This is a genomic window from Kluyvera georgiana (assembly GCF_050990895.1).
In the GTDB taxonomy this organism is placed as follows: domain Bacteria; phylum Pseudomonadota; class Gammaproteobacteria; order Enterobacterales; family Enterobacteriaceae; genus Kluyvera; species Kluyvera georgiana.
This window is the reverse complement of sequence record NZ_CP158865.1, coordinates 1508954-1522271: the sequence shown is the minus strand read 5'-3', so window position 1 is coordinate 1522271 and position 13318 is coordinate 1508954. Positions and strand designations below refer to the sequence as shown.

The 13318-nt window shown below is 54.6% G+C and carries 18 protein-coding genes; 6 read left to right on the top strand and 12 right to left on the bottom strand.

The window, feature by feature from the left end:
* Positions 1-46: 46 nt before the first annotated feature.
* The 5 genes from ABTW00_RS07280 to ABTW00_RS07260 all read right to left on the bottom strand — a co-directional run bounded on the left by ABTW00_RS07280 (position 47) and on the right by ABTW00_RS07260 (position 4025).
* Positions 47-1000: a transketolase family protein gene (locus tag ABTW00_RS07280; protein WP_065355798.1), complete on the bottom strand. Its 954-nt coding sequence runs from the start codon at positions 998-1000 to the stop codon at positions 47-49.
* Positions 993-1823 (bottom strand): transketolase, encoded by an 831-nt coding sequence (locus ABTW00_RS07275; RefSeq protein WP_433639862.1) that lies wholly within the window; start codon positions 1821-1823, stop codon positions 993-995. Before ABTW00_RS07275 ends, ABTW00_RS07280 begins: the two co-directional genes overlap by 8 nt.
* Positions 1820-3211, bottom strand: a complete 1392-nt coding sequence (locus ABTW00_RS07270; RefSeq protein ID WP_065355800.1) for a PTS ascorbate transporter subunit IIC — start codon at positions 3209-3211, stop codon at positions 1820-1822. The genes ABTW00_RS07275 and ABTW00_RS07270 overlap by 4 nt, the downstream gene beginning before the upstream one ends.
* Positions 3212-3231: 20 nt before the next feature.
* Positions 3232-3504, bottom strand: a complete 273-nt coding sequence (locus tag ABTW00_RS07265; protein ID WP_041146575.1) for a PTS sugar transporter subunit IIB — start codon at positions 3502-3504, stop codon at positions 3232-3234.
* 77 nt (positions 3505-3581) lie between these two features.
* Entirely contained in the window at positions 3582-4025 is a 444-nt protein-coding gene (locus ABTW00_RS07260) for a PTS sugar transporter subunit IIA (RefSeq protein ID WP_433639861.1), read from the bottom strand.
* Between the two features lie 236 nt (positions 4026-4261).
* Between ABTW00_RS07260 and ABTW00_RS07255 the strand changes: the two genes are divergently transcribed.
* Positions 4262-5281: a LacI family DNA-binding transcriptional regulator gene (locus ABTW00_RS07255; protein WP_065355801.1), complete on the top strand. Its 1020-nt coding sequence runs from the start codon at positions 4262-4264 to the stop codon at positions 5279-5281.
* A gap of 3 nt (positions 5282-5284) precedes the next feature.
* Here ABTW00_RS07255 and yfcD read toward each other — a convergent pair whose 3' ends face one another.
* The 3 genes from yfcD to yfcF are packed head-to-tail and all read right to left on the bottom strand — an operon-like array spanning position 5285 to position 7140.
* Complete coding sequence (yfcD, locus tag ABTW00_RS07250; RefSeq protein WP_064543845.1) at positions 5285-5830, bottom strand: NUDIX hydrolase YfcD; 546 nt, start codon at positions 5828-5830, stop codon at positions 5285-5287.
* 57 nt (positions 5831-5887) lie between these two features.
* The gene (gene yfcE, locus ABTW00_RS07245) at positions 5888-6439 is read right to left on the bottom strand and encodes a phosphodiesterase (RefSeq protein ID WP_065355802.1); all 552 of its coding nucleotides are present in this window, start codon (positions 6437-6439) and stop codon (positions 5888-5890) included.
* Between the two features lie 56 nt (positions 6440-6495).
* Positions 6496-7140, bottom strand: coding sequence for a glutathione transferase (gene yfcF / locus ABTW00_RS07240; RefSeq protein ID WP_433639857.1), 645 nt, complete (start codon positions 7138-7140; stop codon positions 6496-6498).
* A gap of 216 nt (positions 7141-7356) precedes the next feature.
* Here yfcF and folX point away from each other — a divergent pair, with 216 nt between their 5' ends.
* The 5 genes from folX (at position 7357) to ABTW00_RS07215 (ending at position 10196) form a co-directional block, all read left to right on the top strand.
* Positions 7357-7719: a dihydroneopterin triphosphate 2'-epimerase gene (folX, locus tag ABTW00_RS07235; protein ID WP_065355804.1), complete on the top strand. Its 363-nt coding sequence runs from the start codon at positions 7357-7359 to the stop codon at positions 7717-7719.
* A 21-nt stretch (positions 7720-7740) separates the two neighbouring features.
* A complete protein-coding gene (locus ABTW00_RS07230) occupies positions 7741-8634 on the top strand; it encodes a TIGR01777 family oxidoreductase (RefSeq protein WP_433639854.1) in 894 nt (297 codons plus the stop codon).
* A 193-nt stretch (positions 8635-8827) separates the two neighbouring features.
* A complete protein-coding gene (locus ABTW00_RS07225; RefSeq protein ID WP_433639852.1) occupies positions 8828-9019 on the top strand; it encodes a hypothetical protein in 192 nt (63 codons plus the stop codon).
* Positions 9020-9062: 43 nt separating this feature from the next.
* Positions 9063-9617: a helix-turn-helix transcriptional regulator gene (locus tag ABTW00_RS07220; protein WP_064543834.1), complete on the top strand. Its 555-nt coding sequence runs from the start codon at positions 9063-9065 to the stop codon at positions 9615-9617.
* A gap of 66 nt (positions 9618-9683) precedes the next feature.
* Positions 9684-10196 (top strand): GNAT family N-acetyltransferase, encoded by a 513-nt coding sequence (locus ABTW00_RS07215; protein ID WP_433639849.1) that lies wholly within the window; start codon positions 9684-9686, stop codon positions 10194-10196.
* A gap of 12 nt (positions 10197-10208) precedes the next feature.
* Here the strand turns inward: ABTW00_RS07215 and hisP are convergent, their stop codons facing one another.
* The 4 genes from hisP to hisJ form a co-directional block, all read right to left on the bottom strand.
* Positions 10209-10982, bottom strand: coding sequence for a histidine ABC transporter ATP-binding protein HisP (gene hisP, locus ABTW00_RS07210; protein ID WP_064543830.1), 774 nt, complete (start codon positions 10980-10982; stop codon positions 10209-10211).
* A 7-nt stretch (positions 10983-10989) separates the two neighbouring features.
* Entirely contained in the window at positions 10990-11706 is a 717-nt protein-coding gene (locus tag ABTW00_RS07205; RefSeq protein WP_065355807.1) for an ABC transporter permease, read from the bottom strand.
* The gene (locus tag ABTW00_RS07200; RefSeq protein ID WP_064543826.1) at positions 11703-12389 is read right to left on the bottom strand and encodes a histidine ABC transporter permease HisQ; all 687 of its coding nucleotides are present in this window, start codon (positions 12387-12389) and stop codon (positions 11703-11705) included. Before ABTW00_RS07200 ends, ABTW00_RS07205 begins: the two co-directional genes overlap by 4 nt.
* Before the next feature lie 64 nt (positions 12390-12453).
* Positions 12454-13236 (bottom strand): histidine ABC transporter substrate-binding protein HisJ, encoded by a 783-nt coding sequence (gene hisJ, locus ABTW00_RS07195; RefSeq protein WP_064543824.1) that lies wholly within the window; start codon positions 13234-13236, stop codon positions 12454-12456.
* Positions 13237-13318 lie beyond the last annotated feature (82 nt).

Genomic DNA, 13318 nt, shown 5'->3' with positions numbered 1-13318 from the left:
TCTTGCTGATGGCATGAAAAAGGCGACCAACTGGTCGCCTTTTTATTTACAGCAGCTCTCGCGCTGCCGACACAATATCATGCGCAGTCAGGCCATATTCTTTCTGTAAAAAGTCCTGCGTTCCCACCTGACCGTAGCGTTCTTTTACCCCCACCCGCCGCATCGGTACGGGACATGTTTCGACAAGCACTTCAGCCACCGCTGACCCCAGGCCGTTATGGATGCTGTGATTTTCACAGGTCACAATACGTCCGGTTTTTTCCGCGTAGTTTTTCACCAGCATTTTGTCGATAGGCTTAAGGGTAAACATGTCTATCACCGCCGCGCTTACCCCAACCTGTTCAAGCTGGCGTGCCGCCTCGAGGGCCTCCGCCACCATAATACCGTTTGCAATCAGCGTGATATCACCACCTTCACGCAATACGTTACCCTTACCGATGGTAAAGGTTGATCCCGGCGCATACACGCTCGGCGCTTGCTTACGAATCGTGCGCAGCCAGTAAAAACCGTCAAGGTTGATGAGCTGACGCAGAATATCCTCAAACATCACCGCATCGGTGACTTCAAGTACCACCGAATGCGCCAGCCCGCGGACAATCCCCATATCCTCAAAAGACATATGCGTACCACCGTTATGACAAGCGGTCACCCCCGCGTCAGAGGCAATCACTTTGACGTTATTGCGCTGATAATCCAGCGACATAAACAGTTGGTCAAAGCAGCGACGGCTGGCAAATGCAGTGAATGTATGAACAAACGGCTTACGTCCGGTGAGCGACAGTCCGGCGGCGGTGCCAATCACATTCGCTTCCATAATGCCGCAGTTGATCACATGTTGCGGATACTCGCGGGCAACGCTGTCCATCGCCATAGAGCTCATCAGGTCGGCTTCCAGCGCAATGATAGGGCTACCCTCGGCAATCTGCCGGGCAACAAACCCGGCATATACTTTACGCATTTCCAGAGCGTCTTTTTGTCCTGTAGGGGCAACCTTAATCATGTTCAGTCTCCAGTTGGCGAATACTCTCGTTTATCGTCTCTTTCATCTCATCCGTCAGGCGTAAATGGTGGTTATTAGCGAGATTCTCGAGATAGGGTACCCCCTGGCCTTTCACGCTATCGAGGAGCACCACCCGTGGGCGAGCATCAACAGGCGGAACCGGCTGTACCGCCGCCAGCAGCCCAGGGATGTCATCGCCTTTTACGGTCACCACGTCAAAACCAAAGGCACGGAATTTTTCTTCAAGGTTGAAAGGATTGATAATGTCATCCAACCTGCCGTCAAGCTGCAGCTTGTTCCAGTCGACAAACACGGTCAGATTATTCAGGCGATGATGGGCAATAAACTGGAACGCCTCCCAGCACTGCCCCTCATTAAGTTCACCATCCCCCACGATGCAGAAAACACGATTCGCGCGCCCCGCCAGTTGATGCGAGAGCGCCATCCCCGCCGCGATGGAAATCCCCTGCCCCAACGACCCCGTTGTCGCGTCCACGCCGCGCGTTTTGAGTCTGTCCGGATGACTCGGAAGCCGCGTTCCGTTTTGGTTCAGCGTGCTAAGCTCCTCAATCGGGAAATATCCTTTAATCGCCAGCGTACTGTACAGCGCCGGGCCGGCGTGCCCTTTCGACAGCACAAAATAGTCCCGTTCTGGCCAATCCGGGTCTGCCGGGTCAATTTTCATTACCGCGCCGTACAGCACGGCCAGCGTTTCCACCACCGACATGCTGCCGCCGTAATGGCCGAACCCCAGATTGGTCAGCGATTTCAGGGTTTCCACGCGAATCTCACGCGCCAGTGCGCGCACTTCTTTCACATTCATGATTTAGCCCCGTTGTTCTCCTGCGCGCTACCGCCCACAGATTTCTTTTTCGCAAAAACGTTGTACGCCACCAGTAGTGCAAACAAGGCGACGACCAGGCCCGTAATAGCAAACGGCGACAGGTAGCGGGCCAGGTTCCCCAGCACAATACCGACGACGCCAAAATCAGCATCCGAGAAGGTCGTATTGGCAAAGCCAATTGCCCCCAGTACAGGCAATAGCAGTACAGGCAGGAAGGTGATCAGCAGACCGTTAGCAAACGCGCCGATCATCGCGCCGCGTCGGCCACCGGTGGCATTGCCAAACACGCCGGCCGTCGCGCCGGTAAAGAAGTGCGGCACCACACCGGGTAAAATCAGCACCCACTTAAACTGCCCGCAAAGGAACAGCCCAACTAATCCGCCCAGGAAGCTGAACAAGAAACCAATTAACACCGCGTTAGGGGCGTAGGGATACACCACCGGGCAGTCCAGCGCCGGGCGTGCGTGCGGCACCAGCTTTTCCGAGAAACCGGTAAACGCCGGTACGATCTCAGCCAGAATCAGGCGCACCCCTTGCAGGATGATGAATACACCGGCAGCAAAGGTGATCGCCATAATGATGGCGTAGACGAGATAGTTCTGACCGCCGCTGAAGGTGCTTTCAACATATTCACGCCCTGCGCTGACCGCCATGATCAGGTAGATAATCATCATGGTCAGTGAAATGGAGATAGAGCTGTCACGCAGAAAACTCAGGTTCTTCGGCAGGTTCATCTCTTCGGTCGAGCGCGACCCTTTACCACAGACGCTGCCGATCCAGCCCGAAAGCACATAGCCCAACGTACCGAAGTGGCCGAAAGCGATGTCATCGGTGCCGGTAATACGCTTCATATAGCGCTGTGCCAGCGCCGGGAAGAATGCCATGACCAGGCCGAGGATCAGCGAGCCGGTAAAGACCAACCCGATACCCTCGAAACCCGCAACGGTCAGGATTACGCCGATCATGCAGGCCATATAGAAAGTATGATGGCCGGTCAGGAATATATATTTCAGGCGCGTAAAACGGGCGACCAGAATATTCGCGACCATACCAAATGCCATAATTAACGCCGTTGACGCGCCGTACTTCTCAAGCGCAATAGAAACAATCGCCTCATTATTTGGAATAATTCCTTGAATGTTAAAGGCGTGTTCAAACATACCTCCCAGTGGATTCAATGAGCCAACTAATACTGTCGCCCCGCCGCCCAGGACAATAAATCCCAGGATAGTTTTAATCGTTCCCTTCACAACATCGGAAAAAGATTTTTTTTGTGCCACCAGACCAATTAGCGCAATTAGCCCGACCAACACCGAAGGCACTTTGAGTATATCAACAACAAAATTCAGCGTTTCAAGGATAAACATATCCGCCTCGCTATAAAGAATTATTGTTTGGCAAACCAGGCGCGCAGCTGCGCTTCGAGTTCGTTAATATCAATGATGTTAGTAATGACCACCAGTTGGCTCTCCGGCACGCTCGCGCTGGCGGCGATGTCTTTGGCCATCACGAATAAGTCAGCCGCTCCTGGGGTAGCGGATGACAGATCAGAGTGCTCCACCTCAGCCTCTATTTCGAGCTTTTTAAGCACTTTTTTAATATTCATCTCAACCATAAAACTACTGCCCAGGCCAGAACCGCAAATTGCCATAATTTTCATTATTGTCACCTTTTGGGTAGAGTGCATTCCCATCACGCAGGCGCGTAATGTGCTATAAGTCGGATTGTATAAATAAATTAGAAACGTGCGATGATAGTTTTAATCTCCTCGAGACGGGTTGCCTGATGTAATTTATGCATATCTTCGTCGCTGGAAAATAATTCTGCCAGCGCAGAGATCATTTCAATATGGCTATGCTTATCCGGTGCCGCCAGCATAATAACGAGGTCCACAGGATCGAATTCTTCACAACCAAATGATACGCCCTGCTGCAATTTCAGCAGCGACAGCCCTAAACCGTTGGCGCCTTCTTCTGGCCGCGCATGAGGCATAGCCAAACCCGGCGCAAGCACATAGTACGACCCCAGCTTATGGTGCTGTTCCACGATGGCCGCCACGTATTTTTTTTCAATCACGCCCGCTTCCAGCAGCGGCCGGGCGCAGATATCCAACGCCTGCGACCAGTCATCGACACGCTGTTGCAGCGTAATTGTGGCATCGGAGATCCAGGTATTGAGCATTTTGTCCCTCGTCTTTTCGCAAAAGATGGGCAAACTTTATGCAACCAGACAACAGTTATCTGAGACAGCGCTCACAAAGATAGCGCTATCAATCGAGAACACGCAGATTTGTGATAGCGCTATCATTTCGCAATCATCACATGAAAACGCAGAAAAATTTCCCGTTTAGGGCGTATACTCCCTGACATACGAAGCAATGGATGACAATAAAAAACGTCTGTTTAGCAGGAATATGTATGTCTCTTACCCGAAAACGGCGGAGTACCGGCAAGGTGACGATCGCCGATGTTGCTCAATTAGCTGGCGTCGGCACAATGACCGTGTCTCGCGCGCTTCGCACGCCGGAACAGGTCTCCGATAAGCTACGAGAAAAAATCGAAGCGGCGGTTGCAGAACTCGGGTATATGCCCAACCTCGCCGCCAGCGCGCTGGCATCTGCCTCTTCGAAGACCATCGCCATGGTGGTGCCCAATCTTGCCGAGGCGGGCTGTTCCGCCATGTTTGCCGGGCTTCAGCAGATATTGCAGCCGGCAGGCTATCAAATCATGCTCGCAGAATCGCAACATCGTCTTGAACAGGAAGAAAAGTTGCTGGAAACGCTGCTGGCCTCAAATATCGCCGCCGCCATACTGCTTAGCGTTGAACATAGCGACACCGTACGTCACTGGCTAAAGAACGCCTCGATTCCGGTCATGGAAATCGGTGCAATGCGGGCCGATCCTCTCGATATGAATATTGGGATTGATAACGTAGCCGCCATGTTCGAGCTGACTGAGATGCTTATCCATCGCGGATATCAGAACATTGGTTTACTGTGCGCCAACCAGGAGCAGTGGATTTTTCAGCAGCATTTACATGGATGGTATAAAGCGATGTTGCGCCACCATATGTCGCCCACCCGTGTGATTAACGCGGCCCTACCCGCAAACTTCTCCACGGGTGCCTCTCAGCTTCCCGAATTTATTCTGGCATGGCCGGAGCTGGATGCGCTGGTCTGTGTTTCCGATGAGCTTGCCTGTGGAGTGTTATATGAATGCCAACGTCGGCGTATTAAAGTACCGGATGATTTAGCCGTCGTCGGCTTTGGCGACAGCGACGTTAGCCGGGTATGCCAACCGCCGTTGACAACTATGGCTGTACCGCATCATAAAATTGGCCTGGAGGCCGGACGCGCGCTTCTGGAACGCCTTAATGAAGGAGACTGGAGCGACAGGAAAACCATCGTCTCCAGCTTATGCATGAGGGAAAGCTGCTAGCGATTACTCGGCTTCTTCCTCAACGTGGGCTTCGTTGTTGGCGTTTCGCGTCATCCACAGCGCCAGCGCCTTCAGCGAGTCATCGGTAAATTCATCACAACGGGCGGTAATCTCTTCCGGCGTCATCCAGCACACTTCGCTCACCTCTTCTTCCTGCAAGGCAAACGGCCCGTGCGAGACGCAGCTGAACAGGCTTCCCCAAACGCGGCAGTTCTTATCTTCAAAATAGAATTGCCCGTGGTCGGCAAACGGCACGCCAGCAATTCCCAGCTCCTCTTCCGCCTCGCGGCGAGCGGATTCCAGCAGCGGCTCATCAGCCTGAACGACACCCCCAGCGGTGGCGTCCAGCATCCCCGGCTGGTAGTCTTTCGTTTCGGTGCGGCGTTGCACCAGGATTTTGCCCATGCCGTCGTGCACGACGATATAGGTTGCCCGGTGACGCAGGCACTGCGCGCGCATCTGTTCACGGCTCGCTTGCGCGATGACCTCATTGTCTTCGCTGACAATATCGACCCATTCCGTGCTTGCCAAATGATTCTGCTCGACCATCCGAAAACCTTACCTTGAAAGCGCTCTTTACGGCGCGTTTTGTGATTGATGGGTAACTTACGGGTTAATAGCAACCTCTGCAATAACCTGTTGATCATTGAGTGCTAAAACTTGCAGTTTATGCCCGTCAAGCAGCCCATAGCTGGCAGCAAAACCGCCCTTGGGAATGCTAACTGAACCGGGGTTAAATAAGAATATCCGATCGCGTTTTTCTGCCACCGGAAGGTGCGTATGGCCATAAACCAGCACATCGCCCGCGGCCAGCGGCGGGAGATTCGTTGGTCCATAAAGATGCCCGTGGGTCAAAAATAGCCGCTGATGTTCGGTGAGCACCTGTTGCCACGGCGCGGTGATCGGAAACTGCAGCAACATCTGGTCAACTTCGCTATCGCAGTTACCGCGCACGGCGATAATACGCTCTGCAACGCTATTGAGGCGTTCTGCCACCTGTGCCGGCGCATAGCCTTCCGGTAGCGCGTTACGCGGCCCATGGTTAAGCACATCCCCCAGAATCACCAGCCAGCGCGCACCGCTCTCGGCAAACAGCGCCAGCACCCGTTCGGCAGCCGGTAAGGAGCCATGAATATCCGATGCAAACATCAGCTTCATTAATCAAATCCCCACAATGATAAAGCCCAATATCATAATGGATTACATCGACTTTTTCAGCCTGCGCGTTTTGCCGAAAGCGCCACATAGCGCTGCACTGAAGCGCGCTGCCATTGGAAGGCGGCATAGTCAGCAAGCAGCTCCGGCACAGCGTCGCCGCTGAACACCAGCCGGTTAAGCATCAGCGCCAGGTCGGTATCCGCCAGACACCATTCGCCAAACAAATTGGGGCGACCATGCGCCAGCAGCGCGCTGGCGGTGTCAAACAGTTTAGCCGCGCTGTTACGTCCTGCCTCCGTCAGCGGTGCTTTTTTCTCACCAGCAAAGATAACCGACGTCGGGCGCTCTTCGCGGATCGGTCCCAGGTCGCTGCGTAACCATGCCTGAATCTGCCGGGTAAGCGCGCGCTTTTGCGGGTCGTGGGGGTACAGCCGTTCCCACTCTGGCGGCGCAAAGCGCTCATCGAGGTATTCGGTGATGGCGGAAGATTCGCTCAGGACAAAATCATCCACCTCAAGCAGCGGAACGCGACGGGTCGCCGCATAGCCGCGCCACCCCGCCTGCAGATGTTCGCCCAGGTCGAGATTGACGGTTTTCAGGGAAAACGGCAGTCCTTTCTCCTGGAGGGCAACGTAAACGGACATCACATAAGGCGAAAAGAAATCGGAATCGGACCAAAGCGTGAGAGTGGGCTGGCTCATAGTTTCCTCAACGGTGGGCAGACGAAAAGCGAACGACGCAGGCGCGAATCGGCGTCCATGACAACTGATTGCCAACATAGCTTGTCTTTATACGGATGTCACTTGCCCACAACATGAGGATTTTGCAATCAGCAATCCCTACGTCAGACCTTGCGGTGTGACAGGTGCTTTCGTGTATGATGAAGTGGACAAAAATAAATAAGGAGAACACCTGCAATGTCTCAGTCCGACGCGGTCATCCGCATCAAAAACCTGCGCCTGCGCACCTTTATCGGCATCAAAGAAGAGGAGATCGCGAATCGTCAGGACATCGTCATCAATCTGCAAATTCGCTATCCGGCTGAGAAATCACGCAGCAGCGAAGATATCAACGATGCGCTGAACTACCGCACCATCACCAAAAATATTATTCGTCACGTTGAGAATAACCGTTTCTCTTTGCTGGAAAAATTAACTCAGGATGTGCTCGATATCGCACGCGAACATCACTGGGTCACTTATGCTGAAGTGGAGGTCGATAAACTTCATGCGCTGCGTTATGCCGACTCGGTGTCCATCAGCCTAAGCTGGCAACGCTAAGCGCCCCCTGCGGGAGGTTGTATGAGAATTCTGCTTACCGGCGGCACCGGGCTGATTGGCCGCCATTTAGTTTCGCGCTTGCTGGCGCTGGGCCATACGGCGTGCGTCGTGACCCGTTCTCCGGAAAAAGCCCGGCAGATGCTCGACGCACGCGTCGAGATTTGGCCAGACTTGCAGAAGGTGTCCACCCTCGACGGTATTGATGCAGTCATTAACCTCGCTGGTGAACCCATTGCCGACAAGCGCTGGACCCACGCGCAAAAGCAGAAACTGTGCGAGAGCCGCTGGGTAATCACCCAGCGTATCAGCGAACTCATTCAGGCGAGTGAGACGCCGCCGAACGTGCTGATTTCCGGCTCGGCCACCGGCTACTATGGCGATCTTGGCGAAGTCGTGGTCACGGAAGAAGAGCCGCCGCACAACGAATTCACCCATAAGCTGTGCGCCCGCTGGGAGCAAATCGCCTGTACCGCCCAGAGCGACCGCACCCGCGTCTGTCTGCTGCGTACCGGCGTGGTGCTGGCCCGCAACGGAGGGATCCTCAGCAAAATGGTGCCGCCGTTTAAGCTTGGGCTCGGCGGCCCCATCGGCAACGGCAGGCAGTACCTGGCGTGGATTCATATCGACGATATGGTCAACGGCATCCTGTGGCTGCTGGATAACGATCTGCGCGGTCCATTTAATATGGTCTCTCCCTACCCGGTCCGTAACGAGCAGTTTTCCCACGCGTTGGGGCAAGTCTTAAACCGTCCGGCCTTTCTGCGCGTTCCCGCTCCCGCTATCCGCCTGCTGATGGGAGAGTCGTCCGTTCTGGTTCTCGGCGGTCAGCGCGCGCTGCCAAAACGGCTGGAAGCCGCCGGATTTACCTTCCGCTGGTACGATCTGGAGGAAGCGCTGGGCGATATTCTGGGCTAGCGCCGCTTGCGTCTATCCGGTGATAGCGCCTGGCTATCACCGGCCCTCCTCACCTGGAAGCCGCCTCACATTAGCTGCAAGTATTAGCGCAGCGCGACACAAACCGTGAAGCCCTAACGGTATGCGCACAGCGATGAGGCGCAAAACTGTTGACGCTCGTCAACACTCGTTTGATACTCCCCGGAACAACGCGATGAAGGAACATCCCGATAAACACATCAGAGCGGCCATTGCCTATGCGTTGGCTCGCGGATGGCTATTTAGCACCAGCAGCGGTAGCGCTCACTACTTTGGGCGGTTGAAGTGCGGTATCGCAGAACACCGCGAACATAGGATGAGCATCTGGTCGACACCAGCGGTACCGATTCATCATACGCATGGTTGACCATTGTCAGCCAAAGCATTCATAGCACCAGAGGCAGGTAACAATAGCACTCTTTAACTTCACACTCACGCTTTCCGGCGCCACCATCAGCACGCCCGGCCTGGAAGACGCCTTATATGCGGCACATTGCGATGACGCATTAATCTGCTTCTACGGTACCGCCGTGTACCTCGACTTCGACCGTGAAAGCGACTCCCTGGAACATGCCATCCTCTCGGCTATTCAGGACGTTGAATCAGCCCCTGGGTTGAATGCCCGCGTTGAATCTGTCGACGCCGCGCTGGTCGGTCTGAGCGATATCGCAGAACTGACCGGCGTTTCTCGTCAGGCTATCGCCTTGCTCAAAGACGGCGCGCGCGGAAGCGGCCAGTTTCCCGGGCCTGTACAGCGCGTAAAAGGCAACTCTCCGCTATGGCGTTGGCAAACGGTCGTGGAGTGGCTGGTTGCCGAGGGGCGGATTCCTGCGCAATCGCCGGTGGTTGCCCATGCCCGCACGCTGGATAGCCTCAATCTCGCACTGCAGCTGCGCGCGTCAACTGAGAGCAATACGGTACTGCACTATTTTCAAGGTCTGGAACGCACAGCGGCTCGCGGTTAATAGGCTGTTATCGCTCGTTTTCTGGTGCTAAGGTTATCCCTTACGATTTTGCGCAATGGCACTCTTATGGCAATCATTAGCACTTCACGGCTACAGCTTTCCCCCTTCAATGAACACGACTGGCACTTCTTTTTACAACTGCGACAAAACCGCGAAGTGATGCGCTATATGGGCGAAGTGCTGGATGAAGCGGCGATACGTACGGTATTTAATGCGCGCTGCCGGGAAGCCGGGATTTTCGTGATCCGCGATGCTGAGGGTACACCGCTGGGCGATATTGGCCTGCGTATCAGCAGTAAAAACCCGCACGAAGCGGATGTCGGTTACGCGCTATTGCCTTCTGCGCAGGGTAAGGGCTACGCCAGCGAAGCGCTCGCGGCCATTTGCGACTATGGCTTTTACCAGCTTTCGCTGTGGGCGATTAATGCCTGGGTGCTGGGCGATAATCAGAGTTCGGCGCATCTGTTGGAAAAGCACGGATTTGTCCGCACGCAGGTGCTGGAAAAAGCCTATCAGCTTAACGGTGAATACTTTGACGACTGGGTGTATCGGCGGGAAAGCGCCCTCACTCATCCGTGAGGGCGAGAAGGGTTATTTTAGTGCGCCGCTGAGGAACTGCTGCAAACGCGGGCTTTTCGGATTACCGAACACCTCTTCCGGTTTGCCTTCCTCTTCAATTTTCCCCTGATGGAGGAAAATGACGTGCGAAGAGACATGGCGCGCAAAGCCCATTTCGTGGGTCACCACCACCATCGTTTTCCCCTCTTCCGCCAGTTGCTGCATGATGCGCAGCACCTCGCCCACCAGCTCAGGGTCCAGCGCGGAAGTCGGTTCGTCAAACAGCAGCACTTCCGGCTCCATCGCCAGCGCACGGGCGATGGAAACACGCTGCTGCTGGCCACCGGACAGATGCACCGGATACTTACCCTGCTGCCGTTCGTCGATGCCCACCTTTGCCAGATACTTCACCGCCCGCTCGCGCGCTTCCTGCTTGCTCAGGCCCAGTACCTGAATGGGGGCTTCCATCACGTTCTCCAGCACCGTCATGTGGCTCCACAGGTTGAAGTGCTGAAAGACCATCGTCAGGCGCGTGCGTAGCAGGCGCAGCTGGTTTTTATCGGCTACCTTGAGCTGACCGTCATTATCGCGCACCAGACCAATATTCTGCCCATTAACGATAATCGTGCCTTCACTCGGCTTTTCGAGGAAGTTAATACAGCGCAGGAAAGTACTTTTACCCGAGCCCGACGAACCGATAATGCTGATCACGTCGCCAGCGTTAGCCTTCAGCGACACGCCCTTCAGCACCTCGTGCTCGCCGTAGCGTTTGTGCAGGTCGATTACGTTTAGTTTTTTATCAGCCATCATGTTCTCAGTGCGTAGAAGTCGGTTTCATATGCTGGAGCCAGCGCTTTTCCGCTTTGCGGAACAGGCGAATCAGCACATAGGAGATAATCAAATAGAGCACCGCAGCAATTCCAAAAGCGGTAAACGGCTGATAGGTTGCCGAGTTGATATCGCGGGCAATCTTCAGCAGATCCGGAACGGTCGCGGTGAACGCCAACGCCGTCGAGTGCAGCATCAGGATCACCTCATTGCTGTATGCGGGCAGCGCGATGCGCAGCGCCGACGGCAGAATAATGCAGCGGTAGAGCTTAAACGATGAGAAGCCGTAGGCGCGCGCGGCCTCGATTTCCCCCGCCGGCACCGAGCGAATCGCCCCGGCGAAAATTTCGGTTGTATAGGCGCACGTGTTGAGCGTTAAGGCCAGCACCGTACAGTTCAGGCCGCTGCGGAAAAAAGCGTTCAGCAGTTCGGTGCCTTTGACAATCTCCAGCGTATACATCCCGGAATAGAACACCAGCAGCTGCACATACAGCGGCGTACCGCGAAAAATATAGGTGAACAGCCACACCGGAAACTTGATGTATTTGTTGCTTGAGACGCGGGCAATAGCGAGAAACAGCGCCATAATGCCGCCCATCACCACCGACAGCACCAGCAGCCACAGGGTGATCGCCACGCCGGTAAAACGGTAACCGTCGCTCCACAGCAGCGCTTTCCAGTACTCCTGAATAATCTCAATCACAGGTCAGCCCTCTTCACGCCCACGGAGTAGCGGCGTTCGAGCAGCAGCAACACGCCATTGGAAACGGTAGTAAATAGCAGATAAATCAAGCCACAGACGATGGCGAAATAGAACGGTTCCCAGGTGCTCTTCCCGGCCAGTTGGGTGGCTTTGACCACATCTTCCAGCCCCAGCAGCGACACCAGCGCGGTGGCTTTGAGGATCACCTGCCAGTTGTTGCCAATCCCCGGCAGCGCGTAACGCATCATGGCCGGAAAAAGAATACGACGGAAGGTTTGCCCGCCGGTAAAACCAAAGGCCGTCGCGGCTTCAATATGCCCTTTCGGCACGGCCATAAAGGCCCCGCGGAAAGTTTCGGTGAAATAGGCACCGTAGATGAAACCGAGGGTGATAATCCCGGCGATCATCGGGTCAATATCAAACTGTCCGATGCCGAGCGAGTCGGTGATAAGGTTAAGTACCATCTGCAGACCATAAAAGATCAGCAGCATCAGCACTAAGTCGGGCACCCCACGAATCAGCGTGGTGTAGCCCTCAAAAATTAACGCCAGTACGCGATTTCGGGAGAGCTTGGCTCCCGCGCCGACCAGACCAATAAGCACGGCCAGAACCACTGAGCTGATAGCCAGCTCAAGGGTGACAAGGGCGCCCTGAAAAATTACCTGTGAAAACCCGTACAGCATGCTGCCAGTCCTGTCTTTACGCCCATCGCCCCGTGCGTGCGAAGCGATGGGTTACTCGTGATGATTATTCGCCGTAAACGTTAAAATCGAAGTACTTCTTCGCCAGCTTGTCGTAGGTGCCATCGGCACGCATTTCAGCAAACGCTTTGTTCAGCGCGTTCAGCAGCTCGGTATCGTCTTTACGCAGGCCCATACCGGTACCGACGCCAAACAGCTTTTCGTCTTTAATAGACGGGCCACCGAACTGGTAGTCTTTGCCAATAGGCTGTTTCAGGAAACCTTCGCTCGCCGCCACTTCGTCCTGGAACGCCGCGTCAATACGGCCGGCAGTCAGGTCAGAGTAGATATTGTCCTGGCCCTGGTAGGAGACGATTTCAATCCCTTTCGGCGCCCAGTGCTCGTTACCGTAGGTTTCCTGGGTGGTGCCCTGCAGCACGCCCACGCGCTTGCCTTTCAGCGTGGCGAGGTCCGGGGTAACCGGGGAACCTTTTTTCACTACCAGACGCGAATCGGCGGCATAAAGTTTGTCGGTAAAGGCGATTTCCTGCTGACGTTTTTCCGTGATCGACAGCGATGACATGATGGCATCGATTTTCTTCGCTTTCAGCGAGGGGATCAGGGCGTCCAGCGGGTTCTCCACGAAGGTACATTGTGTCTGGATGCGCTTACACAGCTCTTTTGCCAGATCAATGTCAAAACCCACTAATTCACCCTGGGCATTTTTCGACTCGAACGGTGCGTACGTTGGGTCAGTGCCGATACGTACTTTTTGCGGAATTGCTGCAAATGCGCTGGAAGCAGAAGCAAGCGCTAAGACCAGAGAAAAAGACAACGCCAGTTTTTTCATAATCATCCTCAACAGACCGAAATTCTTGTGGGTTTTTAGAAATTATCTGAGCAGTTATCGTGCCATCTTTCGGCCCATCAAG

Bases quoted from the DNA above. Each gene is read 5' to 3' on its own strand.
- ABTW00_RS07280 (WP_065355798.1), bottom strand. From the start codon at position 1,000: ATGATTAAGGTTGCCCCTACAGGACAAAAAGACGCTCTGGAAATGCGT.
- ABTW00_RS07275 (WP_433639862.1), bottom strand. From the start codon at position 1,823: ATGAATGTGAAAGAAGTGCGCGCACTGGCGCGTGAGATTCGCGTGGAA.
- ABTW00_RS07270 (WP_065355800.1), bottom strand. From the start codon at position 3,211: ATGTTTATCCTTGAAACGCTGAATTTTGTTGTTGATATACTCAAAGTG.
- ABTW00_RS07265 (WP_041146575.1), bottom strand. From the start codon at position 3,504: ATGAAAATTATGGCAATTTGCGGTTCTGGCCTGGGCAGTAGTTTTATG.
- ABTW00_RS07260 (WP_433639861.1), bottom strand. From the start codon at position 4,025: ATGCTCAATACCTGGATCTCCGATGCCACAATTACGCTGCAACAGCGT.
- ABTW00_RS07255 (WP_065355801.1), top strand. From the start codon at position 4,262: ATGTCTCTTACCCGAAAACGGCGGAGTACCGGCAAGGTGACGATCGCC.
- yfcD (WP_064543845.1), bottom strand. From the start codon at position 5,830: ATGGTCGAGCAGAATCATTTGGCAAGCACGGAATGGGTCGATATTGTC.
- yfcE (WP_065355802.1), bottom strand. From the start codon at position 6,439: ATGAAGCTGATGTTTGCATCGGATATTCATGGCTCCTTACCGGCTGCC.
- yfcF (WP_433639857.1), bottom strand. From the start codon at position 7,140: ATGAGCCAGCCCACTCTCACGCTTTGGTCCGATTCCGATTTCTTTTCG.
- folX (WP_065355804.1), top strand. From the start codon at position 7,357: ATGTCTCAGTCCGACGCGGTCATCCGCATCAAAAACCTGCGCCTGCGC.
- ABTW00_RS07230 (WP_433639854.1), top strand. From the start codon at position 7,741: ATGAGAATTCTGCTTACCGGCGGCACCGGGCTGATTGGCCGCCATTTA.
- ABTW00_RS07225 (WP_433639852.1), top strand. From the start codon at position 8,828: ATGAAGGAACATCCCGATAAACACATCAGAGCGGCCATTGCCTATGCG.
- ABTW00_RS07215 (WP_433639849.1), top strand. From the start codon at position 9,684: ATGGCAATCATTAGCACTTCACGGCTACAGCTTTCCCCCTTCAATGAA.
- hisP (WP_064543830.1), bottom strand. From the start codon at position 10,982: ATGGCTGATAAAAAACTAAACGTAATCGACCTGCACAAACGCTACGGC.
- ABTW00_RS07200 (WP_064543826.1), bottom strand. From the start codon at position 12,389: ATGCTGTACGGGTTTTCACAGGTAATTTTTCAGGGCGCCCTTGTCACC.
- hisJ (WP_064543824.1), bottom strand. From the start codon at position 13,236: ATGAAAAAACTGGCGTTGTCTTTTTCTCTGGTCTTAGCGCTTGCTTCT.